The 23,828-nt window shown below is 35.8% G+C and carries 15 protein-coding genes, 1 tRNA gene and 1 CRISPR repeat array; of the genes, 11 read left to right on the top strand and 5 right to left on the bottom strand.

The annotated features are described in order from the left end of the window. Nucleotides 1-5 precede the first annotated feature (5 nt). The 6 genes from BZG02_RS08265 (at nt 6) to cas2 (ending at nt 5,153) form a co-directional block, all read left to right on the top strand. Complete coding sequence (locus BZG02_RS08265) at nt 6-1,568, top strand: hypothetical protein (protein WP_180335671.1); 1,563 nt, start codon at nt 6-8, stop codon at nt 1,566-1,568. A gap of 20 nt (nt 1,569-1,588) precedes the next feature. Next, complete coding sequence (locus tag BZG02_RS08270) at nt 1,589-2,644, top strand: CRISPR-associated protein Cas7 (protein ID WP_101260959.1); 1,056 nt, start codon at nt 1,589-1,591, stop codon at nt 2,642-2,644. A 67-nt stretch (nt 2,645-2,711) separates the two neighbouring features. Continuing rightward, nucleotides 2,712-3,308 carry a transposase gene (locus tag BZG02_RS08275; protein WP_101260960.1) on the top strand — a complete coding sequence of 199 codons (597 nt, stop codon included), beginning with the start codon at nt 2,712-2,714 and terminating at the stop codon, nt 3,306-3,308. 65 nt (nt 3,309-3,373) lie between these two features. Continuing rightward, entirely contained in the window at nt 3,374-3,853 is a 480-nt protein-coding gene (gene cas4, locus BZG02_RS08280) for a CRISPR-associated protein Cas4 (protein WP_245868074.1), read from the top strand. Nucleotides 3,854-3,882: 29 nt separating this feature from the next. Continuing rightward, nucleotides 3,883-4,887, top strand: a complete 1,005-nt coding sequence (gene cas1b / locus BZG02_RS08285; protein ID WP_101260962.1) for a type I-B CRISPR-associated endonuclease Cas1b — start codon at nt 3,883-3,885, stop codon at nt 4,885-4,887. After that, a complete protein-coding gene (cas2, locus tag BZG02_RS08290; protein WP_101260963.1) occupies nt 4,887-5,153 on the top strand; it encodes a CRISPR-associated endonuclease Cas2 in 267 nt (88 codons plus the stop codon). Before cas1b ends, cas2 begins: the two co-directional genes overlap by 1 nt. Before the next feature lie 222 nt (nt 5,154-5,375). Next, a CRISPR array of direct repeats spans nt 5,376-10,422; the repeat unit is 30 nt; unit sequence CTCTCAATCGCACCATACTGGAATTGAAAT. A gap of 128 nt (nt 10,423-10,550) precedes the next feature. On the opposite strand, the gene BZG02_RS08295 is transcribed toward cas2, so the two are convergent. Then, nucleotides 10,551-10,632 (bottom strand) — tRNA-Leu (locus BZG02_RS08295). 374 nt (nt 10,633-11,006) lie between these two features. Between BZG02_RS08295 and BZG02_RS08300 the strand changes: the two genes are divergently transcribed. From BZG02_RS08300 to BZG02_RS08320, 5 genes are all read left to right on the top strand, one after another. Beyond that, nucleotides 11,007-11,999: a dihydroorotate dehydrogenase-like protein gene (locus BZG02_RS08300; RefSeq protein WP_101260964.1), complete on the top strand. Its 993-nt coding sequence runs from the start codon at nt 11,007-11,009 to the stop codon at nt 11,997-11,999. A gap of 245 nt (nt 12,000-12,244) precedes the next feature. Next, nucleotides 12,245-13,777: an L-piperidine-6-carboxylate dehydrogenase gene (gene amaB / locus BZG02_RS08305; RefSeq protein ID WP_101260965.1), complete on the top strand. Its 1,533-nt coding sequence runs from the start codon at nt 12,245-12,247 to the stop codon at nt 13,775-13,777. Nucleotides 13,778-14,219: 442 nt separating this feature from the next. Further along, nucleotides 14,220-16,982, top strand: a complete 2,763-nt coding sequence (locus BZG02_RS08310; protein ID WP_101260966.1) for a hypothetical protein — start codon at nt 14,220-14,222, stop codon at nt 16,980-16,982. A 169-nt stretch (nt 16,983-17,151) separates the two neighbouring features. Then, complete coding sequence (locus tag BZG02_RS08315) at nt 17,152-18,819, top strand: hypothetical protein (RefSeq protein ID WP_101260967.1); 1,668 nt, start codon at nt 17,152-17,154, stop codon at nt 18,817-18,819. 96 nt (nt 18,820-18,915) lie between these two features. Next, on the top strand, nt 18,916-20,388 hold the full coding sequence (locus tag BZG02_RS08320) for a DUF5723 family protein (RefSeq protein WP_101260968.1): 1,473 nt from the start codon (nt 18,916-18,918) through the stop codon (nt 20,386-20,388). A 250-nt stretch (nt 20,389-20,638) separates the two neighbouring features. On the opposite strand, the gene BZG02_RS08325 is transcribed toward BZG02_RS08320, so the two are convergent. The 4 genes from BZG02_RS08325 to BZG02_RS08340 all read right to left on the bottom strand — a co-directional run bounded on the left by BZG02_RS08325 (nt 20,639) and on the right by BZG02_RS08340 (nt 23,612). Then, nucleotides 20,639-20,818: a hypothetical protein gene (locus BZG02_RS08325; RefSeq protein ID WP_101260969.1), complete on the bottom strand. Its 180-nt coding sequence runs from the start codon at nt 20,816-20,818 to the stop codon at nt 20,639-20,641. A 95-nt stretch (nt 20,819-20,913) separates the two neighbouring features. Further along, the gene (locus BZG02_RS08330) at nt 20,914-21,279 is read right to left on the bottom strand and encodes a hypothetical protein (protein WP_101260970.1); all 366 of its coding nucleotides are present in this window, start codon (nt 21,277-21,279) and stop codon (nt 20,914-20,916) included. A 942-nt stretch (nt 21,280-22,221) separates the two neighbouring features. Next, on the bottom strand, nt 22,222-22,623 hold the full coding sequence (gene bfi1 / locus BZG02_RS08335) for a Bfi1 family immunity protein (protein WP_101260971.1): 402 nt from the start codon (nt 22,621-22,623) through the stop codon (nt 22,222-22,224). A 2-nt stretch (nt 22,624-22,625) separates the two neighbouring features. Next, entirely contained in the window at nt 22,626-23,612 is a 987-nt protein-coding gene (locus tag BZG02_RS08340) for a hypothetical protein (protein WP_101260972.1), read from the bottom strand. Between the last annotated feature and the right edge of the window lie 216 nt (nt 23,613-23,828).

Here is a 23,828-nt window from a genome sequence, read left to right on the forward strand (position 1 = left end):
ATACAATGATAGCATCAACAATAGGACGCACTTTTTTGAAAGTGTTCAATGAAAAAACAGAAAATAATTATACTGCCAAGGAGTTCTTTGAAAAGGAATATTTTGAAACTTTTTACAATCATTCAAAGTACTTTTCTTGGCCACAAAATTCTCCCTTTGTGCAAGGAATAACGACACTTGAAAATGGTATACTCGGATTAATGAGTGTTGTAAAAAATGAAAATGGCGATACCAAACAATTTAGTACTGATGAAGAACTTGAGGACTGGTGCAACAAATTAAAAAAGGATCCAAATTTTGGAGGTTTTAAGGTTAAAACAAAGAAGCAAGTAAAGATTATCCAAAAATTAAGCCTTGCAAAAAGAAAAGAACTCCTAGAAGAATTTACAAATAAAGTAATTGAAGCGAAGAATAATAAAAACATAGAAGCAAGTATTGCCATTGGTTTTCCTGCTTCTGAATTAAAAGAATATGCTACAACATCAGGAGCTGTAACCGATATTACTATTGAAAACGATATTGAAGACATATATCTTTCATGGATTGGTGGTGGCTTATGTGTAGGAATCGCAGGTGGATATTCTATATTCTTTAATGAACCCAATATTCTTTTTAAACTTTATGAAGGATGGAAAATTTATCGAAACTATTTAAATGATCAAAGCTTGCTTAAACTCAGAGGAAATCAAATAAATACATGGAACGGACAATGGTTAAATTTTGCATTTAATAAACGTTTCCGCGAAGATTTTGACTTTGCTCAACTTCACACTCAGGATGTATTTTCAGTCACTGAACAAGTAATTGAAGTCAATACTATTAACTGGAGTGAACTATTTTTTAATATCTCCAATAAATATCCACAACAAACCTTAACTGGCTATGTATTTAGTTTAGGTCAAACCAATAAAACCCTAGGTTTTTACCCTTTTCATTTCGATAAGGCAAAAACACTTATTCACTATTACAAACTACTATTCGGAGAACAAGCCGCTTTAACTGAAGCCAAAGATTATGAAGCCTTATTTGGTATTCATATAAAACGTGCATGCGAATTAGGTTCTATTGGACTCCAAGCATTGGAACCCAAAAACTTGCGAAAATATTTTGGTAATGACTCTACATTAACATTAGCCAAACCAAAATTGAATCAAAAAGGAAACGAAACCGATGAAGATTATGGAATACGCAAATGCAAAGTTCTTCAAAAAGATTACGATAATATAATTACTTACAGAACATATAAAACTTGGTTATTAGCTATGATTACAAAAAACAAAGAAGAATCGTTAGAATATACCAACGAAGTAGCTAGGGCACTTCTTGCGTATAGAGCAAAAGCAACCAAACTTGACAGAAAGAACTTAATTCAATCTGACATTTTGGGCGCTAAATCAAAAAAAGCATTTATCGATGCTTTAGTTACAATCATTTCAGAAATAGATGAGAATGGATTGTTAGTAATGAAACAACTGCGTGATAGAGTACATATGATGTCGGCTGAGGATTTTGGCTATTTCGTTGTACTACTAAAATTTGATTACGCTTACGAAGAAAGAAATTCATAAATCTTAAAAAATATAAAATAATGAATACTATTTATATCAGAACATTAAAGAGAGCAGAACACACCGTATTTTGTGTGGCCGATGGTCAGAAAACATACTACGATCCTCAATTCAACAAGAGTGTTCCCTATTCCAGTGGACAACAAGTAAAGCGATCGATGATCGATGCACTTTCAAACGCCTTAAACGAGGTTCCATCTCCAACTACATTTTTATTTGATGTTAATAAAAAAGGAGAAATGAAAGAAGGTGAAGTTTTTGCAACTTGCGATCCATCTTATGCAGACCAACTATTTGGCGGATGGATGAAAGCTTCCAAAGGTGGAAAAGATAGAACCATAAAACGTAGAAGTCCATTATCAATATCATCAATGCGAGGTTTACATCCATTATTAGCAGGCATTGACAAGGAAAACGTTTCATTTGATAGAAGCGACAGGCCTAACAACAAGGTTATTGTGCGAGATGAAAAAAATAATATTCTGGATGAAGAACAAATTACTGCTTTGCTTGAAGGAAAAGACCGAAGTTTAAGCCGTAAATGGATACCTGACAACAAAAGAGCCGTTGGTCTTTTTGTGCAAGACATGGCCATCGACCTTCGTCGTTTATTCTGTGTACTACTGAATAAATTGGAACCTGAAATTACTGCAGAAACAGAAGCCAAACTTCGCGAGGTTGGTTGGGAAGAAATCCAAACCGTTTTTGGAACTTGTTTAGTGACTCCTAAAGCTGTTCGTGAAAAATTAATTCCCGCTTTAGCCCACGCAATTATAAACTGGACAATCACTTCCAATCAATCGCGAACTTTTAGTCTAATGGAAACTTTAGCTGTTTCTGTATCAGATAATGCCAATAAAATTGCAGGAAGTATTCGGGCTAAGCTAAAAGAGGAAGAAGATAACAAAGCAGAACCTATTATCGAAGAAGAAATGACTGGTGTTGAAAGTTTCGTTACTCTTTCGGCTGGTGGTTATATCAGAACTAAAAAAGAAAGTGCAGATGCCCTTGATAAAGCAGAACAATCGTTAATCGACAAGATGCTTGCTTTCGACTACGAAAATCAATTAAATTAAAACAGATCATTTCATACCAGACCTTCAAGGTTTTAAAAACCTTGAAGGTCTAAAAAATGAAAAAACAATGGCAAATCCACAAATCCCTTTAGAGCCTGATCAGTTTTACCACATCTACAATCGTGGAATAAACAGTTGTTCTCTGTTTAAGGAGGCAGGCAATTACGAACATTTTCTGAGATTGTATGACAAGTACATTTCGCCGGTTGCCAAAACTTTTGCTTGGGTACTAATGGGAAATCATTTTCATTTGCTGGTATACATTACAAAACCAGAAGGTCTCGAAGATCTTCGTCCTTTAGAGCTTAATAAACGTATTAATCAACAATTCTCGAATCTGTTTAATGCTTACACAAAGGCCTTCAATAAAAGATACAATCGTACGGGAAGTCTTTTTGAACACAGTTTTCGGCGAAAAATAATTGATTCTAAAGATTATTTAAGACAAGTAGTACTTTACATACACAACAACCCCGTACATCACAATTTTTGCGATCATCCAATAGAGTATCCATGGTCATCGTACTTAACTTGCATATCGGTACAAACAACAAAACTAAATCGAGATGCAGTAATGGGCTGGTTCGATCATCAGGCAAATTTCAAATTAAGGCATAATCAAAAACTCGATATCGAAAAAATAGAACAATGGCTGGATTTGTAATGTTTCAACAAAAAAATCAATTCTTATAGCTTATGCATATCACTGGCACACACTTCAATTATTACATGGTTTGTCATCGCAAGCTGTGGTTATTTGCGAATAATATCCAAATGGAACAGTCTTCGGATTTGGTTTACGAGGGAAAAATGATTCACGAAAGCAGTTATCAGCAACGAAGTTCGAAATACGAAGAAATTGCAATAGATGGTATTAAAGTGGACTACTACGATACTAAGAATAAGGTGGTTCACGAAATTAAAAAATCGAGTAAGTTATTCGAATCTCATGTTTGGCAGGTAAAGTACTATATCTATGTATTGGAATTAAATGGTATCGAAGGCGTAAGTGGCATTCTGGAATATCCGAAAGAACGCAAAACAGAAGAGGTGTTTTTGAGTATCCCCGATAAGGAGAGAATTGCGGAACTACTTGAAGAAATTGATACAATTATTCACTCCGATAAATGCCCTGAAGTCATAAATAAGCCTAAATGTAAAAAATGCTCTTACTTCGACTTTTGTTACAGCTCAGAAAACGAAAAGTAATATTTTATATCAATAAATCTTAATCTGAAATGAAGAAAACCTATTACTTATTCAATCCTGGACGTTTATCGAGAAAAGACAATACGCTAAAATTTACACCTGTTGATGAAGAGGGAAATGATTTGAAACCACGATACCTGCCTGTTGAACAAGTTGACCAATTGTATGTTTTGGGAGCCTTGGATGCCAATTCGGCGTTGTATAACTTTTTAGGAAAAAATGATATTGCCGTTCATTTTTACGATTACTATGAAAATTATACCGGATCGTTTGCTCCGAAATGCAAATTGCTTTCGGGAAAAATGCTAATAGCTCAAACTCAGGCCTACTTAAAAAAATCGAAACGTATTATTGTTGCCCAGTCTTTTATTGAAGGCGCATCGTTTAATATGCTAAAGAATTTAAGATACTACGATAATCGAGGTAAGGATTTAATGCCTGTAATTGAAAGTATTGAGCTTCTTCGGAAAAAAATTGGTGAGACAAAAGAAATTGATGAATTGATGGGTATTGAAGGAAATATCCGCAAAAATTATTACGATGCGTTCAATTTAATCATCAACGATCATGAAATGGGAATTCGGACTAAACGTCCTCCTTTAAATATTGTAAACAGTCTGATATCCTTTGGAAATATGATGTGCTACTCGGAGTGCTTGCGCGCCATTCAAAAAACACAATTGGAGCCCACCATTAGTTTCCTGCACGAACCAGGAGAACGAAGATTTAGTCTGGCTTTAGATTTGGCAGAAGTATTTAAACCTTTTTTAGTAGATCGTGTCATCTTTAAGGTGTTAAATAAAAAGGAAATTCAGGAAAATGATTTCGAAGAAAAATTGAACCGAATTGTTTTGAAAGAGAAAGGAAAGAAAAAATTTATACAAGCTTTTGAGAAACGATTGGAGGAAACCATTAAACATCGGAGTTTAAACAGGAATGTTAGCTACAAACATTTAATAAAATTGGAATGCTATAAATTACAAAAACATCTGTTAGGTATAGAAGAATATAAACCCTTTAAAATTTACTGGTAATGTATGTAATTTTGGTTTACGACATGGGCGAAAAACGAGTTGGGAAAATGTTGAAATTGTGCCGACAATATTTAAACTGGATTCAGAATTCGGTTTTTGAGGGAGAAATAACAGAGGTGAAATTAAAAGAATTAATTTTAAAAGCTGAATTTATTATGAATGAAGAAGAACATGATAGTTTAATTCTGTTTAAAAGCCGAGAACAAAAATGGCTGGAAAAAGAGGTGATTGGACATGAAAAAAATGATTTGGATCAATTCCTTTAGTTGTCGATAAGGCATTACCAGTTCTTTCACTCCCTTTTTTTTAATGTTATTTCGTATTTTACGTTCTTTGACATACTGAAAACACAACTATTTCGACATTGTTGTCGAAACCCCGTATATTTTGTACTTTTACCCATCGACAACTTAGACCTATGGTTTAAGTTGAATCTGAAAATCTTAATTTGCTGATTTTCAGGTGTTTTTTTTCGAGTCGTCGATCGACTCTCAATCGCACCATACTGGAATTGAAATTGATTATGATTTATCAGATATGTCACAAGATAAACACTCTCAATCGCACCATACTGGAATTGAAATTTATTTAACCGAGAAACTAATCCGGCTAAGCCTGGCTCTCAATCGCACCATACTGGAATTGAAATTGCAGCATTTTTAAGCATTCGATCTTCAATCTTTTTCTCTCAATCGCACCATACTGGAATTGAAATATTACTTGATAAGGCTGATCAAAAATATCTTTTCGTACTCTCAATCGCACCATACTGGAATTGAAATGAAAACAAGCCGTTTGGGCTTTGAGATGAATCTACAACCTCTCAATCGCACCATACTGGAATTGAAATTGGAAATTTTTAATTGAACAGCATCCAACAGCCCTCTCTCAATCGCACCATACTGGAATTGAAATAATAAACAAAGTAAGCCAATGGTCTTTCGATGTAGCTCTCAATCGCACCATACTGGAATTGAAATGTATAAATTAACGCAGGAGTTTCGCCAACACAAGACTCTCAATCGCACCATACTGGAATTGAAATAAATAATCAAGGTAAGTACTTGGCTAGATGAATACGTCTCTCAATCGCACCATACTGGAATTGAAATAAATTATAACAGGGGATTATAAATCGCATCGCATTCTCTCAATCGCACCATACTGGAATTGAAATGGGGATAAGGAACTGCTTGAAAGAATGGAAATTGAAACTCTCAATCGCACCATACTGGAATTGAAATACGCTCGCATACAGTTTGTAACACCGCATAAAAATACTCTCAATCGCACCATACTGGAATTGAAATAAATAATCAAGGTAAGTACTTGGCTAGATGAATACGCTCTCAATCGCACCATACTGGAATTGAAATTTGCTCATCGAGTTTTGCAAGAAACTTTTATGCGGTGCTCTCAATCGCACCATACTGGAATTGAAATGAACCAAGGGCATCACTCCATGCTAGACTTAATTTTCTCTCAATCGCACCATACTGGAATTGAAATTTAGGAATGAACGCTTATACAAGACTATTACTAACACTCTCAATCGCACCATACTGGAATTGAAATTAAATACGTAGCTCCAAAATTCGATAAGGCAACAGCTCTCTCAATCGCACCATACTGGAATTGAAATATAGAAGAAGAAGTAGACCCTAAAGGGGGTAAAAACTCTCAATCGCACCATACTGGAATTGAAATAGTAAAGAGCATAGCGATAAAGGGGTTGATGATTTGCTCTCAATCGCACCATACTGGAATTGAAATAAAGACTTGGTGTGGATGCTAACTCTTTTTTTACACTCTCTCAATCGCACCATACTGGAATTGAAATCTCATATTGTCGAATACGTTCTTCATAGCCTTTCTACTCTCAATCGCACCATACTGGAATTGAAATAACAACATTGAAGATCATAATAATACCGAGAATTTAACTCTCAATCGCACCATACTGGAATTGAAATTCGCTTGACAGGTCGTAATCGATAGAACAAAGGTAACTCTCAATCGCACCATACTGGAATTGAAATCAGGTAAAAACAAAGCTGATTTATTAGATCTTTATTCTCTCAATCGCACCATACTGGAATTGAAATTCTTTAACGACCCATCACGCCCAACCATCTCAATCCTCTCAATCGCACCATACTGGAATTGAAATCTAACAGGCTTGTACTTCGCAAACCTGTTAATAAGCTCTCAATCGCACCATACTGGAATTGAAATCTAAACGTACCACTACCTGCATTAACTATATTCCTACTCTCAATCGCACCATACTGGAATTGAAATTTACAACGAAATTTGCACCAACTTTTTTACGCTTCTCTCAATCGCACCATACTGGAATTGAAATATGTAACAAATATGCACGGCAAATTACCTATGTATACTCTCAATCGCACCATACTGGAATTGAAATAAAATCACCAAGCATTTGAACATCTTTTTTATTATAAGCTCTCAATCGCACCATACTGGAATTGAAATTCAGAAAGTGAGAATTTGCCTTTTAGTTTTTTTAATCCTCTCAATCGCACCATACTGGAATTGAAATAAAAAAAGGAGCGTTTAAGCTCCTTTTTCTATTTAACTCTCAATCGCACCATACTGGAATTGAAATTAAGGCAGGCATGACAGGCGATCAAAAAGAGGCATTCTCTCAATCGCACCATACTGGAATTGAAATATGGAAATTTAAGGTTGATTAATGTTAAAGCAGGTACCTCTCAATCGCACCATACTGGAATTGAAATTGATGCCAAGGGCAATCGCCAAAATAACGAGTAGTCTCTCAATCGCACCATACTGGAATTGAAATCAGTTTAAACAAACCTGAAAAAATGGTCTATACTCTCTCTCAATCGCACCATACTGGAATTGAAATCATTGTAAATAAGCTTACCGCTATTGGTTACATGCTCTCTCAATCGCACCATACTGGAATTGAAATAACACAACAGTAGTGGTGAAGCTCGTGGTGTTTACCGCTCTCAATCGCACCATACTGGAATTGAAATTGGACTCAGCGCGGTGGTCAAGTCGAGCTACCGTTCTCTCAATCGCACCATACTGGAATTGAAATAATGGAATAAATAGTGTAGCTTTCAGGCTTCCTTTCTCTCAATCGCACCATACTGGAATTGAAATAACCGAAATGTACACTCGTAAAGATGATACTAAGGCTCTCAATCGCACCATACTGGAATTGAAATTGGAGTTATCTTGAATTGTCCACATCTAAGTCTTAATCTCTCAATCGCACCATACTGGAATTGAAATTTTATTGGGAACACCTGCTATACTGGTAAACTCCTGCTCTCAATCGCACCATACTGGAATTGAAATTCAATGTTCATTCTCATCAACATATTTTTAACAGCAACTCTCAATCGCACCATACTGGAATTGAAATTTGCTATTTGCTGCAGTTGCTAAACCTTTATTCATTCTCTCAATCGCACCATACTGGAATTGAAATAAAATATCAGCAATTGCAGTTCCAACCTTAGCCGATCCTCTCAATCGCACCATACTGGAATTGAAATGAAAAAGCAAACGAACTAGTATTTGAAGAGCTAGATCTCTCAATCGCACCATACTGGAATTGAAATGCTGAATATCAAGCTCATGGCGAAGGATATTACCAACTCTCAATCGCACCATACTGGAATTGAAATAAAAAAGAAGTACACACAAAAAGAAGCAATTTATCACTCTCAATCGCACCATACTGGAATTGAAATAAGCAAACACCCGAAGCGTTGTCGAACTTATTGCAAACTCTCAATCGCACCATACTGGAATTGAAATTACATTATTAATTCCTAAATGACATGAACATCGCTCTCTCAATCGCACCATACTGGAATTGAAATACGAAATTCCTGCGCCCAATAATGACCATTCGTTTTCTCTCAATCGCACCATACTGGAATTGAAATAACTTAAACTCTCAATTTGTAACCTCAGATGCTACGGCTCTCAATCGCACCATACTGGAATTGAAATGTAAAATGGGTCGTCTTGTACCAATAATGTGCGAAGCTCTCAATCGCACCATACTGGAATTGAAATACGTCACTTTCTAAAAGACGACAAATTCCAATACTTCTCTCAATCGCACCATACTGGAATTGAAATTAAGAAAGCAACCAAATTTACCGTTAAATCGGTCGGCTCTCAATCGCACCATACTGGAATTGAAATACATCAAAAGAGGGGCTGCTTTATGGTGATGATTGGACTCTCAATCGCACCATACTGGAATTGAAATCTAGTAGCGTGCCTTTATCATCCTCTTTGACCTCTCTCTCAATCGCACCATACTGGAATTGAAATCGCATTTTCCACAAGGTATTGTGATTCGCACACGCTCTCTCAATCGCACCATACTGGAATTGAAATAGCTTCGTAGTCTTGCTTGTCTTTTTTGTCTAACTCTCTCAATCGCACCATACTGGAATTGAAATCACTTAACATGGTAGCTTCCTATTCCAGAGGCTCTTCTCTCAATCGCACCATACTGGAATTGAAATTTCATGCTGATTTTGTACTGTACGAAGCAAGAAAAGACTCTCAATCGCACCATACTGGAATTGAAATAAGTTGTGTCCAATGGATTACCTAAACTACGACTTGCCTCTCAATCGCACCATACTGGAATTGAAATCACGAAAATATAGACTTATCAATTGATATAGGTGAACTCTCAATCGCACCATACTGGAATTGAAATTTACTTTCAACACTAATTTTAATACACATATCTCCCTCTCAATCGCACCATACTGGAATTGAAATTTGCTGTAAAGACGTTATGGACTCCGAATATATCACCTCTCAATCGCACCATACTGGAATTGAAATAGCGAAAGCGCAAAACTAAGAAGAGAAAATTTAATTACTCTCAATCGCACCATACTGGAATTGAAATCTTTTAGCCCGTTATCAAAAGTCCATATTTTAAACCCTCTCAATCGCACCATACTGGAATTGAAATAAGCAATCGACAAGTTAAAAGAAAAATTAAAAGGCTCTCAATCGCACCATACTGGAATTGAAATATGAGAATCACACCGTCAATTACATCGATTTTGTTTGCTCTCAATCGCACCATACTGGAATTGAAATTACCTCGAACCATTCTCTTACGATCATGTTATCCACTCTCAATCGCACCATACTGGAATTGAAATTAACGAATTAAAAAAACGAAAGGCTATGAAATTTGCTCTCAATCGCACCATACTGGAATTGAAATTCATCATAGAGCCGTTTTTAATGGATAATAAGAGGCTCTCTCAATCGCACCATACTGGAATTGAAATTGTGTAGGCACGCTTCCCGAACTGGTTATAAACTACTCTCAATCGCACCATACTGGAATTGAAATAAAGCAGGGTTAACCGCAACACCCTCAAACATTTCCTCTCAATCGCACCATACTGGAATTGAAATCATCGACAGTGAGGTTTGGCTTAAAAAACCTGACGGCTCTCAATCGCACCATACTGGAATTGAAATACATATGCCGTACTATTTCCAATAAATTCATTCCCACCTGATATTCGAATTGATCCCAATTTTTGAAACTGATCCTGAATTTACCACAAAAAAAAAATCCTTCCGAAAATATCGAAAGGATCTTTTTGTACCCAGGGCCGGGATCGAACCGGCACGGGTTGCCCCACTGGTGTTTGAGACCAGCGCGTCTACCAATTCCGCCACCTGGGCATTGCTTTTGAATGCGATGCAAATATAGACCTTTGTTTCAATCTCACAAAACAAAAACACTATTTTTTTTCGAAAAAAACTTCTCCCCTAAAATCTCTGTAAAGCAAGCCTACCGCAGATGTACTGAGCTTCATTTAATTATCCATTATGAAATTCATTATTTTAATTGCGTTATTAATGGCATTGAAGAACTAAAACTTGCACTACAAACGAAAAAATAGGTAACATTCCCGCTTCGCAGGCAAAATCAACTTAGCAATTCACATCAGGAATTTCTATATTAGCATAAAGATTATTGATTTGAAATATTCTACTTGCAAAACTACATTTGATAAAAATCATTTCACACAAAACATAAACTAAACTTTTCTAACATGCCAAACTTAGCTACCAATTACCTTGGATTAGATTTAACCAGTCCTATCATAGTCGCCAGTTCGGGACTATCCGATTCTATCGAAAAATTAATTGAATTAGAAGTACATGGCGCAGGGGCAATCGTGCTAAAATCTCTTTTCGAGGAAGAAATAATTATGGAAATGGATGAGCAAATGCACTCCATGACTAGTCGCCCTTTTGTATATCCCGAAACTTTCGATTATATGGATCAAGATCCACACGAAGATACTCTTCGAAAATATCTTCGATTGATTAAGGAAGCAAAATCGGCAGTTTCTATTCCAATTATTGCAAGTATTAACTGTGTAAGTGCCCAAAAATGGACTTATTTTGCTCAAGAAATAGAAAAAGCAGGAGCCGATGCGCTGGAAATAAACCTATTTGTTCTTCCTACCGATATGAATAGAACTGGAGATGAAAACGAACAAATTTACTATGATGTTTTAAAAACAGTAAAAGAACAAGTTGCTTTACCAATTGCCTTAAAAATAAGCCCTTACCATTCCAACTTATCGAATTTAATTAAGCGTTTGGATGATATGCATGTAGATGGAATTGTAATGTTCAATCGCTTTTACAGTCCCGATTTCGATATTAAAAATTTAAGCATTACCAGCGGACAAATTTTATCGAGCTCCGACGATTACAAGAATTCTTTACGATGGACTGGAATTATGTCGGAACGAGTAAAATGTTCTATTGCCGGCACAACAGGTATTCATACCTCCGAAAGTATTATAAAACATTTACTTGCTGGTGCCGATGCAGTTCAATTGGCTTCGGTATTGTATAAAAACGGTCCTGAATACATCGATGTTTTATCGAAAGAACTTTATGCCTGGATGGAAGAACACAATTTTAAGAAAATTAGCGATTTTAAAGGAAAAATGAGTCAATCGAAATCGAACGACCCAGCAGCTTTCGAACGAGTTCAGTTCATGAAACAATTCAGACACTTTGTAATGTAAAACTATTTTCTATCTGCGAAAGCAAGTTAGGAATTATAATAAAAATAGAAATTAGAATTGTCCAAACCCGAATCTATAACGATTCGGGTTTAATTTTGCGTTCAAACCGCAATTCATATGATATAAATCATAGGGAAACTGCCTTACAATCACTATCTTGTAATTTACGTATTTAAAAAGAAGAGTGCTAACCCCTTATGGTCCGAAAATTTATTTTTCTGCCGAAGGACAAATCATACTAAAACATGAAAGAATTTGGAGTTCAGGAAACACTTAAACGCCTTGGCATTAATTCAATTAATCAAGGAGTTTCGACCGGTACAAATTGGTTCGATTGCAATGGTGCAGTCACCGAATCGATTTCGCCAATTGATGGATCTCTTATTGCAAAAGTTAAAAATGCCGACAATGCCGATTACGAAAAAGTACTAACAACGGCTCAGGAAGCATTTAAAGTGTGGCGAAAAATGCCTGCTCCGAAACGAGGCGAAATTGTTCGCCAGATTGGAAACGCTCTTCGCGACGCAAAGAATGATTTAGGAAAATTGGTTAGTCTCGAAATGGGCAAAATATATCAGGAAGGATTAGGCGAAGTTCAGGAAATGATTGATATCTGCGATTTTGCAGTTGGCCAATCGAGAATGCTTTACGGATTTACCATGCATTCGGAACGTCCGGATCATAAAATGATGGATCAATACCATCCACTGGGAATTGTAGGAGTAATTTCTGCTTTCAACTTTCCCGTTGCAGTTTGGGCGTGGAATGCAATGCTGGCAGCCGTTTGTGGCGATGTAATTATTTGGAAACCCAGCTCGAAAGTACCCTTGTGTGCTTTGGCTTGCCACAATATCATACAAAAAGTATTAAAAGAGAACGATGTGCCCGAAGGTGTTTTCAACCTAGTAGTTGCAAAATCGTCGGTAATGGGCGATAATTTTATAGAAGACAAACGTGTTCCGTTAATTTCGGTAACCGGATCGACAGCCATTGGAAAACGAGTTGCCGAAAAAGTTGGTGCTCGCTTGGGCAGAACCATTGCCGAATTGGGCGGAAATAATGCCATAGTTATGGCTCCAACTGCCGATTTAGACATGGCAATTCCGGGTATTGTTTTTGGATCGGTTGGAACCGCCGGACAAAGATGTACCTCTACCCGACGTTTAATTATCCACGAAAGTATTTACGAAGATGTTAAAAACCGTTTGCTAAATGCCTACAAACAAGTGGAAAAGAAAATTGGTAATCCGCTAAACGAAAAAACATTGGTTGGCCCTGTTATTGATAGTGGCGCGGTAGAGGTTTACAAACATGCTATTGCCGAAGTAAAAAAAGCAGGCGGCAAAATTGTTTATGGCGATAAAGTGCTGGATGGAAATTTTGTGGTTCCTACCTTCTGCGAAGTAGAGAATCATTGGCAAATTGTTCAGGATGAATCATTTGTGCCAGTTCTTTATATCATGAAATACAAGACCTTAGATGAAGCTATTCAGTTGCACAATGATGTACCTCAGGGTTTATCCTCATCGATTTTTACCATGAACATGCGCGAAGCTCAAACTTTTATTTCTGCTGTTGGCAGCGATTGTGGTATTGCCAATATAAACATCGGAACATCGGGTGCCGAAATTGGTGGTGCTTTTGGTGGCGAAAAAGAAACTGGTGGCGGGCGAGAATCCGGTTCCGATTCCTGGAAAACCTACATGAGAAGGCAAACCAACACCATTAATTATGGTGAACATTTACCTCTGGCTCAGGGAATTAAATTCGATTTATAAACACAACACACCAAGCACTTACATTTTAAAAGTAGGAGAATATACCTCGGCATTTGTCGAGGTATTTTTTATTCTTATTCATAAGAAAACCAATCGCTATCGGCAACCACTTAATTTTGATTTTTCAATATCTATCGGCATATCGCCAAGCGGTTTTCAGTTAAAAATGCAGGAACAAATTAACATCGGCTGCTTATCAAAATTTAAAACGACAGAACAACAATACTTTACCCATTTTTTTTATTCGAAGTAAGCTGAATAATATCCAACACATAATTTTTAAAACCCTCGATTAATTGCTATTTTTGATCGATTATACTGCGTAGTAACTAAAACCAAGTAGTATCGGCGCAAGCTCGATATCGACTGTCAACGATTTATTGACAGACTACCGGCATATTTTTATAAAAACAGTATCACTATTCCACCCAAGCCTGTAAGCATGCTGAAAAAAATTTTAACCTCTTTGCTGATTCTTTTGCTTCTCACGATTATCGTTTTAGGCTATTTATTCCTTCAAAAACAGCGTGAATACAAAGGAATTGATCCTTTCTCGGCCATTCCTGTTAACTCGGAAATGATAGTTTCCTTTGAGAGTTTAGAACAACTAATCACTAAACTGGAAAACAACACTGGTGCGTGGAAAGAATTAAGCAAATTCGATAAAATTGCAGACATCAATAAAAACCTTCAGTTTGTAGACAGTCTGATAAGTCATTTTGATTCGCAAGGAACTTTATCTTTGGATCGATCTTTTACCATGGCGAGCCATTTGCAGGGAAAAAATGAAATTGAATATTTATACCTTCTTCCTATTACTGATTACCTGGAAGAAAAGAAAATTAAAAATGCCATTATTAATTGGGTAAGTTTGGACCGATCGGTTTCGGAACGAAAATACCACGACATTACTTTGTATAGTATTCCACCGGCAAACCCAAAGGAGAAAGGACTTCATTTCACTTTTTCGAAAGGATTATTTATTGCCAGCAGATCGATGCTACTAGTCGAAAATTCGGTATTGCAACTTAGTACCGAAAATTCTATTTGTAATTCGAAGGGTTTTGAGCAAATTCGTCGTACCATTGGAAAAAATGTTGATGCCAATATCTTCCTGAATCTTAAAACATTTCCTAAACAGGTTTCCTTATCGCTTGACAAAGATTACAGTAAGTTTATTCGAAACTATACCAATTTTGCAAACTGGACCGAGCTTGATCTTAGTTTCAGAAATAAAATTATTCTGCTTAATGGATTTACCTACAGCGATCCGCAGCAAGCAAATCTTATGAATCTGTTTTTGCAACAAGAACCTGTTAAAATGGAAATGGAAGCTATCATTCCTTCAAGTACCAGCATTTTAGCAATACTTGGCATCGACGATGCTTCTTTGCATCAAGGCAAATATCGTAGGTATCTCGATCAACTAGGACAACTATCAGAATATCAGAAAAACATTAACGAAGTAAAAAATAAAACGGGTGTAGATTACGAAGAGGCGATCTACTCTATTATCTATAAAGAAGTTGGCTTAGCCTTTACCGAAGGACTAACGAACAAGCGCTTTACTATTATTCGAACAAAAAGTGCCAGTATTGCAAAGGAAAAAATGCTGGAAATGATTCAAGGAAATGCGAAAAAAGAACAACGCTCCCTCTCCTATTACATGCGCACTTATCGTCTCGACAAAGAAACTAGTTTCGATATTTACAAATTGCCCGAGGAGCAACTTCCCGAAAAGCTTTTTGGAACTTTCTTTGCCGGAGCCTCATCGGCTTACTTCACTTTTATCGATAACTACCTGATTATGGGACCAGACATTAGCTCTCTTTCCGAATTTATTCAAGAATCGGTTTTAGGAAAAACCCTAAATACCAACCAGACTTATATGGAAAACAAAGAGTTTCTGTCCAATAAGGCGAACTTTTATTTATATGCATCTACTCCAAGGGCTAATGGCTTTATATCCACATTCTTAGATGCCGAGCTGCAGAAAGAAATTCAAGATCATAAACAAAGCGTTAATAAATTTCAGGCAATTGGTTTGCAGTTAAGTTCGAACCGAAACCTGATTTACAACAACTTATTTATCGAATACGATCCAATTTTGGAGTTGGCACCACAAACCGAATGGGAATCGAGATTGGATACCTGCTTTGGGCACAAACCATATTTGGTTGAGAATCATTACACCAAAGAGAATGAAATTTTAGTTCAGGATATTAATAATCAGCTTCATCTTTTAAATCCATCGGGACGAATTTTATGGAAAAAAACCTTAGAATCTCAAATTATTGGGAAAGTTCATCAAATTGATCTTTTTAAAAATGGAAAGCTCCAATACCTTTTTACCACAAAAAATATGCTTCATTTAATTGACCGAAATGGAGAAAATGTTGGAAATTATCCCATAAAATTAAAGTCAGAGGCGGTTCAAGGCGTTTCTATCTTCGATTACGACAACAATAAAAACTATCGATTTTTTATTCCCTGTCAGGATAAAATTATTTACGCTTACACCAAAGATGGCAGAACTCTAACTGGTTGGAATCCTAATAAAGCAGAAAATGAAATTACTTGCGAGCTGCAACACTTTAGGGTAAAAAACAAAGACTATATTGTTTATGCCGATAGGTATCGCGCCTACATTCTAAATCGCCGTGGCGAGGAAAGAATTAAACTGAAAGACCAGTTTTCTAAATCGGTAAAAAATCCTTTTTATTTAGAAAATGCAACGGGAAATACTGCCGACAGACTAGTAAGTACAGATGTGAACGGAACCATTTACTACTGCTATTTTGATGGAAGTGTTGAGAAAAAAACATTTACTCAGCTATCTGATTCTCACTTTTTTGTGGCTGCAGATGTTGATTCCGATGACAAAAATGAATACTTATTTGCAGATTATAACTTCCTAAAAATATTCGATGCCTCGGGAACACTAATTCTCGATAAAAAATTCGATTCGGGAATTAGCTTCCGTCCAAATGTTTACAGCTTTTCGCGAAGAAATATCGAAATTGGAATTTGTTTGGAAGATGAAAACAAAATCTTGCTAATTGATAAAGAAGGAACTATTCATGAAGGTTTCCCGCTAAAAGGAAATACCGAATTCTCTATCGGGTTTTCAAAGAATGGCGACAAATCCTTTCATCTTTATGTGGGCGATAACCGCAACTTCCTTCTTAATTATTCCGTACAATAATTTTTGCCAACAAAAAGGAACTATTCATGCAAGCAAAAAAATAGTCTGAACCGACTATTGCTATTCTCTATTTACAGATAAAACACAAATACTTATTAGTATTCAATTAGGGTGTACCCCTACTTTTTCGGTACTATTTGTAAATACATCTATTAAACTAATAACTACTATGATACTAAAATTAAGATCTCTTATTCCATTTATACTTTCCGGTATTTTAGCCTTAACAACACAATCGTGTTTTGATGGCGATGATTACGACTTCGATAAGCTTTCGGAAAAGGTAAACTGGACCCCAAACATGATTGTTCCAGCTGGTTACGGAACCTACTCGCTATGGTATTTACTAAATCAGCACGAAGAAAACCCTGCCGATCAAGTAATTATTATGGACGAAGAAGGCATGTTGCACATTAAATATACCGAAGCAGATATTTTTTCTTATAGTGTAGATGAAGTACTTAATTTCCCCAATCAGAGTTCAATTGATTTATCGTACGACTTACCCGATTACACGATTGGTATTCCCTACACAGCACTGCCTGCATTTGGTTCGCAAACCGATCAAATTCAGATCGTAACAGGAAACACAGATGTAATGCTTTACGAATTAGATTTAGGTGCAAACATTCAATTCCAATTATCCAATCCATTAAATACCGAAGTAGATATCCATATCTCGATTCCTAATGGAACACAAGCTGGAAGTTCAATTAATCAGACTTATACTTTAGCACCAAATGTGAACAATCAGGTTGAAAACTTAGATTTAACGAACCTAAATTTACTTTTTAATACACCACATACTACCAACAACGATATTGATATCACTTTTGATGTTGATATTAAAGACAATGCATCACACATCATTAGCGGTAGTGGCGATCTGGAGATTAACCTAACCGTTCAAAACATCGTTTTTCAACTGGCAAAAGGCGATTTTGGAAAGCAAGTAATAACACTTGATGCCGGAAGTTTTGATATGAATGTTGACTTTTGGGATGATATTGAGGGAGATTATCAATTTGTTGACCCTCGCATAAATCTTAGCATGGAAAACTCGGTTGGTGTTCCCTTTCAAATTAATGCCAACATTACTGGTTATGCATCCGATGGAAATATGGCATCTTTAAATCCAGATGCACTACAACCAAATTATCCTAAAGAGGTTTCGCTTGCAAATCCTTTTACAATAGATCCTATAACAGAAGTTATCACCTACGATACAAATAATTCTCAAATTGCAGCAGTAATGGCCTTGCCTCCATCAGACAGGTTAGAATATTTCGGAAATATTGCTTTAAATCCCGACGGAGCAACGCCTGCCACACCAACAAACCCAAATATTATTAGTAGCAATTCGGCTATTAATGTAGATATTGAAATTGATGTTCCGTTAGATTTTACTGCCTCCAACCTTGTGCTTAGAGATACAATAAACGACATTGATATTAGCGATACCGATAAAATTATGAATGCCGCAGTAGTTATTGTTACTGAAAACGGATATCCGCTTGAGGTAAACATCGATAAAATTTTCTTTACCGATGAAGCCTACAATGTAATTGATGAGATTTCGGACAATGATGTGATTGATGCAGCCTCTGTATTTACATCGGGAACTAATATTGGCGAAGTAGATCCTGCCTCGATAAAAGAGGTTGAACATCAAATTCAATTAAGCCAAAGTCAAATTAAAAACTTAAATTTAACTAGAAACCTTATCATTAACGCTAGCGTGAGCACTCAAAACAACGATGTTCCTGTTAAACTAAAAGGAGCTTACGAACTTAAATTTACTATTTCTGTTCAAGCTCAAATCGATCTAAATAATTAAAATACTTAGAGTACGAAAAGTTGCAGGTACCTAAAACTATAAATAGTAAACTTTAGGTATTTAAACACTTTTAATACACGTTAGAACTATCTAAATATGACAAAATTAGTTACCAATATATCTCTGACCGGAATACTTATTCTATTCCTATCTCTTTCTGTTGCGGCACAAAAAATGAACAATACTTTGTATTTAATGCAAAATGTGCCTCAATCGAACCAACTTAATCCTGCCATTCAGCCCGAATGCAAAGTTTTTGTTGGCTTTCCGGCACTTAGCTCAATCTATTTAAATTACAGCAACAGTAGCTTTGGTTATAACGATATTATTAAAGATGGCACAGGAATCCAAAAAGATTCTTTAGTAGTAGATGTAAATAGCTTTCACGATGCCTTGCAAACTACCAATTTTGTATCGCAACAGTTTGAACTCACTCTTTTTGCCTTAGGAATACGTGCAAAAGAATACTTTTTTACTTTGGATGTAATTGAAAAGCAAGATACCCGTTTTAGTTTCGATCAGGAGATGCTTACTTTCCTTAAAAATGGAAATTACGATTACCGAGGGAGAACATCGAATTGGGGTGGCTTAGGAATGGATGCTAGTTACTACCATGAAATTGCATTGGGTGTATCCAAAAAAATAAACGACAAATGGACAGTTGGTGTGAAAGGTAAAATGCTATTTGGTATTGCCAACCTACACATGCAAGATTCTAAAATGTCTGTTTTTACTTCGGCAACTGGGGATGAAATAAGATTAAATTCCGAACATCGTCTTCGCGTTTCCATGCCTATTAACCAAATTGGTATCGATTCGGATGGTTATGTTGACGATATTGATATTGATGGCGATGATTACGATGCTGATTTCTTCGCAAATACCGATAATAAAGGTTTTGCTATCGATTTGGGTATGACTTACCAAATGGATGAAAAAACTCGACTATACGCCAGTATATTGGATATTGGAACCATTAAATGGAAAACAGACGGACATGAATTTTCTCAGAATGGAAGTTTTACCTGGACAGGAGCAGACTGGTCGCAATCGGGAAACTCAAAAGATCCCAACTATCGCGAAATTGAAGATGTATTTGAAGATTTAACCGATTCTATAGCTGATGAATTTCGCGTAAGCAATAACATTAATTCCTACTCTGTTGCCTTGCCAACCAAAATCTATATTGGAGGAACACATGATCTTAATAAAAGAGTAAATGTTGGTGCATTAAGCCGAACCGAAATTTTTAATGGTAAAATTCAATCCTCATTAACTTTTTCGGCCAACGCACGTTTTTTCCGAAACCTTAGCACTAGCTTAAGTTACTCGCTAGTAAATAATTCGTACAACAATATCGGTTTTGGATTGGCAACCAAATTAGGTCCAACCCAATTTTATGTGGTTAGCGATAATGTAATGGCTGCTATAAAACCAAATACTGCTCATCTGGCAAATATTCGTTTCGGAATCAACTTGCTGTTTGGATGTAAAGATAAAACCAAGCGAAAAGACTCCTGCTCTTTCGAGGATGAAATAAAGAATAAGAAAAAGCCATTATACAAGTAAAACGATATTTAGCAATCCTTATTAAGGAGTGTTTGCATCAATTTAAATTTAAGACTGCCTTACAGGGCGGTCTTTTTTTCTAAAATAATAGAAGAATGCTATAGAAACCCGCGCGCAGGATAGGTGATTATAGCGCAGGAAGCTTCAAAATACCGCAGGATTACCTATTTTACCGCAGAACGTGCTGATTATTGCACAAAAGAACATTTATTGCCACAGAATTAACCACTTTTACCGCAGAACAAACTTTTTAAAAACAGAAACCATTTTTTGATAAAAGATGGCAAATAGCTAATTTTCTAGTAGCCTTACCCAATGCTTTCAAATCTTCTGGACTGGCAAAATAATTGGAAAATTTATATTCCATTCTGCCATTCGAATCTACAGTAGCACGTAATTCCAAAACCATTTCAGGAGCTTCAATAATCATTGGTTTTACCGGCGGATAATGATGGATGGCTACTCAAATACTAACTAGTGCACTATTGTATGCTTCTGCCGAGTTCTTGTATGGTATTATAAAGTTTATAACATGACTAAGAAAAATGGCAAGCCAACACCCAGCAACCAAAATAACATTGAAAATATAACATCTTGGATAGATTTTTTTTCAAATACCCAAGCTGTATTTTCTGGGTTTCTTTTATAAATTTTCTTAAAAAGCACATTTAAAACTTTAAAAATAATAAAAGAAATAATAGGCATTCGTAAAAATACAAGCATTTTAGGATTCCCGCAATTTACTTCTATCATTAAAAAGGAAAGACCAAACAACAAAATAGTGTAAATAAGTACAACCCAAAACGAAACCCCAAAGCCAAATAACCATTTAATTTTATACATAAATAGCCAAGCAATACTTAATCCCACTAAAATAAAAACAAAATCCATTATTATTCAAAATAATTGTAAACATCATCAAAAACTCCATAACTATCTGCAATACCTATTAAAATTAATAAACCTACAAGAGGAATAATTCAAAACACCAAAAGGCAATGCAAAAACGAGTGAAAAGGATACAAATTTATCCAGCATATCACCTGGAAATAGCTCTACTCTTATCAGGGAAACATTTAGTAAGTCAAAGTATTTTAACCATATAAACAGAATCCATAGATTTAATGCGTTTATCCATGTATTTTAAAAAAAAGATAGCCATTTTTCAGTCTTCCCTTTTAGGATGATGCTTCTTAAAGCTAAGAATTGAATCTGACCAGATTAAATAATATAAGTGTTTCATTTTTTTATTTTACTGAACCACTTTGTAATCTTTCCAACCAAATGCAATATAATTTGTAATATAGGTATCTATAAATATTCATCTTCAAAATATTATTTTATAGGTTTAATAGCAGGAGCCATATAAGTATTATCCCTTGCACAAACATTTATACTCTTTCCTTCAAGCAAAAGTTTGTATTGCTAGATTTATTGAAGGTTGATATAATAGAAAAAGATGCCACTCGTATTTAGGATACCTAAATCAATTAAAGTTTGGTATTAAATTTTATAAAATTGTAGCTTAACTTTTTGTCTAGTTTTTTGTAGGAAATCTATACTGCTTATATTAAGCACCAGTCTTTAATCGCTATCCATGTCGGTGATAAAATATTTGAGACTATAGACCGCACTGAGTAAAACCCTTTGGCATTTCGGGAATGTGAATAAATTCCAACTAAAACAAAGATTTACCGCAAAGCGGTGTGTATGAGTTGGCTTATCATATACAAAATCAAAATCTCTGGAATTGTTGTTCAGGGTATTATTCACGGTAGTAGAAGAGCTTCAAAGGTTAGAAAAGTTTGGACTTGCCTGGCTTTTCGTCTTATTTTATCTTGCAAAAATCCAGTCTTTATTTTTATATAAACCTGCCAGTAATAACAAGCCAAAACTTATTCCATAATAGATTATTATAACAAATATAGGATGTAACTGAGGTTTCCCACTTTTACTCTGCTCATATTTCTCTATTATTCTTTTATATCTGCCTTTAAATAAATAATAGCCTAACATTATACCAACTAATGCAAGGGCAAAAGGAAATTTGTATCTTTCTTTAAATTCTACATCCATTACTCCAAGCCCTTCAAATATTTGAGTAATCGTAAAAATATTAAACATTACACAGGCAACTACAAAGATAATCCCACCTAATACAGGCATATCATCAAAGTTTCTTGAACGCTTTGCTAGAATGTAACTTTTATAAAATAAATAATTATATACTATCATTTTTAATCTCCCATTTTTGTTTCAACCCAATTATAGAACTGATCTCCCCATACGGCATCAGCAACCCCAATTCCGATTGAGAGACCCCAACCCACTACAGGAATAAAGGCAACCCCAGCAGCAACACCATATACCGCTGTCCTTGTACCAGCACTATAATAATCACCATTATCAATATCATTGTAGACCGAAATACCTGTAGTAACAACCCCTGCAACAACACAAACCTTACCAGCTACACGAGTTGTGTTTAGCACTTTAGATGTTGTATTAATATTTACAACAGGGGTTCGAACTGTAACAGGTTTGTTAACTTTATAAATTTGCCCTCGCGGCATGTATGCTCCCCTATTATCCAAGATAGCTTTAGACCCACTCCCTGCAGCACCCATAACACTAAAAGTATTGCTCGCTGCATCATCCCAACCATAACCATCCCCGTTTGAAGAGGCATCACCACCCGTCATGGAATAATTTGGTTCAGAAAATGAAGGTCCAACACCTGGTTCTTCAAGTTCCTCAACACTTAATGACCCATCTTCTAACAAAATTAGACAGCTCCCTTCCGGCAAATGTGGAGCTAATGCTTTTAGGTCTGTTGGGTTGGCAAAATAATTGGAAAATTGGTATTCCATTCTTCCATTCGAATCTACAGTAGCACGTAATTCCAGAATCATTTCAGGAGCTTCTATTATCATCGGTTTTACTGGAGGATAATGATGGATGGCCACCCGAATACTTACCCCGCGATCGGAAACCCGCACATCGCTACTGTAATTGATGGGCTGAATGGGAAAACCCAATACCCGATCGATATTTAGGTAGGTATGCATATTGTGCACATACTGCTGCATTTTATAATTGAGTTCCGATTCAAATACACTTCTTGGATCTACATGTGGACTAGTGCACTGTCGTTTTGCATTTTCCTGAGCAGATTGTATGCTTCTGCCGAGTTCTTGTATGGTATTATAAAGTTTTTTATCCATTAGTTGAAAAATATTACATAAAAGCCTTTCCTCCTACTACTCACTCTCACAAATAATTATTTAATAGTTTCAAATTTATGAAAAACAATATTAGCAAGCAAACTATTTATTAATAAGCTAATGCAACTACGAACCAATTACATTGCATTTAACTAAAATAATGCACTTGCGTTAGGAATCCGATGGTTATCGTAAGCTGAGGAACCCCACAGCGCA

This window comes from Labilibaculum filiforme, assembly GCF_002843315.1.
Taxonomy (GTDB): domain Bacteria; phylum Bacteroidota; class Bacteroidia; order Bacteroidales; family Marinifilaceae; genus Labilibaculum; species Labilibaculum filiforme.

Bases quoted from the DNA above. Each gene is read 5' to 3' on its own strand.
- BZG02_RS08265 (WP_180335671.1), top strand. From the start codon at position 6: ATGATAGCATCAACAATAGGACGCACTTTTTTGAAAGTGTTCAATGAA.
- BZG02_RS08270 (WP_101260959.1), top strand. From the start codon at position 1,589: ATGAATACTATTTATATCAGAACATTAAAGAGAGCAGAACACACCGTA.
- BZG02_RS08275 (WP_101260960.1), top strand. From the start codon at position 2,712: ATGGCAAATCCACAAATCCCTTTAGAGCCTGATCAGTTTTACCACATC.
- cas4 (WP_245868074.1), top strand. From the start codon at position 3,374: ATGGTTTGTCATCGCAAGCTGTGGTTATTTGCGAATAATATCCAAATG.
- cas1b (WP_101260962.1), top strand. From the start codon at position 3,883: ATGAAGAAAACCTATTACTTATTCAATCCTGGACGTTTATCGAGAAAA.
- cas2 (WP_101260963.1), top strand. From the start codon at position 4,887: ATGTATGTAATTTTGGTTTACGACATGGGCGAAAAACGAGTTGGGAAA.
- BZG02_RS08300 (WP_101260964.1), top strand. From the start codon at position 11,007: ATGCCAAACTTAGCTACCAATTACCTTGGATTAGATTTAACCAGTCCT.
- amaB (WP_101260965.1), top strand. From the start codon at position 12,245: ATGAAAGAATTTGGAGTTCAGGAAACACTTAAACGCCTTGGCATTAAT.
- BZG02_RS08310 (WP_101260966.1), top strand. From the start codon at position 14,220: ATGCTGAAAAAAATTTTAACCTCTTTGCTGATTCTTTTGCTTCTCACG.
- BZG02_RS08315 (WP_101260967.1), top strand. From the start codon at position 17,152: ATGATACTAAAATTAAGATCTCTTATTCCATTTATACTTTCCGGTATT.
- BZG02_RS08320 (WP_101260968.1), top strand. From the start codon at position 18,916: ATGACAAAATTAGTTACCAATATATCTCTGACCGGAATACTTATTCTA.
- BZG02_RS08325 (WP_101260969.1), bottom strand. From the start codon at position 20,818: ATGATTATTGAAGCTCCTGAAATGGTTTTGGAATTACGTGCTACTGTA.
- BZG02_RS08330 (WP_101260970.1), bottom strand. From the start codon at position 21,279: ATGGATTTTGTTTTTATTTTAGTGGGATTAAGTATTGCTTGGCTATTT.
- bfi1 (WP_101260971.1), bottom strand. From the start codon at position 22,623: ATGATAGTATATAATTATTTATTTTATAAAAGTTACATTCTAGCAAAG.
- BZG02_RS08340 (WP_101260972.1), bottom strand. From the start codon at position 23,612: ATGGATAAAAAACTTTATAATACCATACAAGAACTCGGCAGAAGCATA.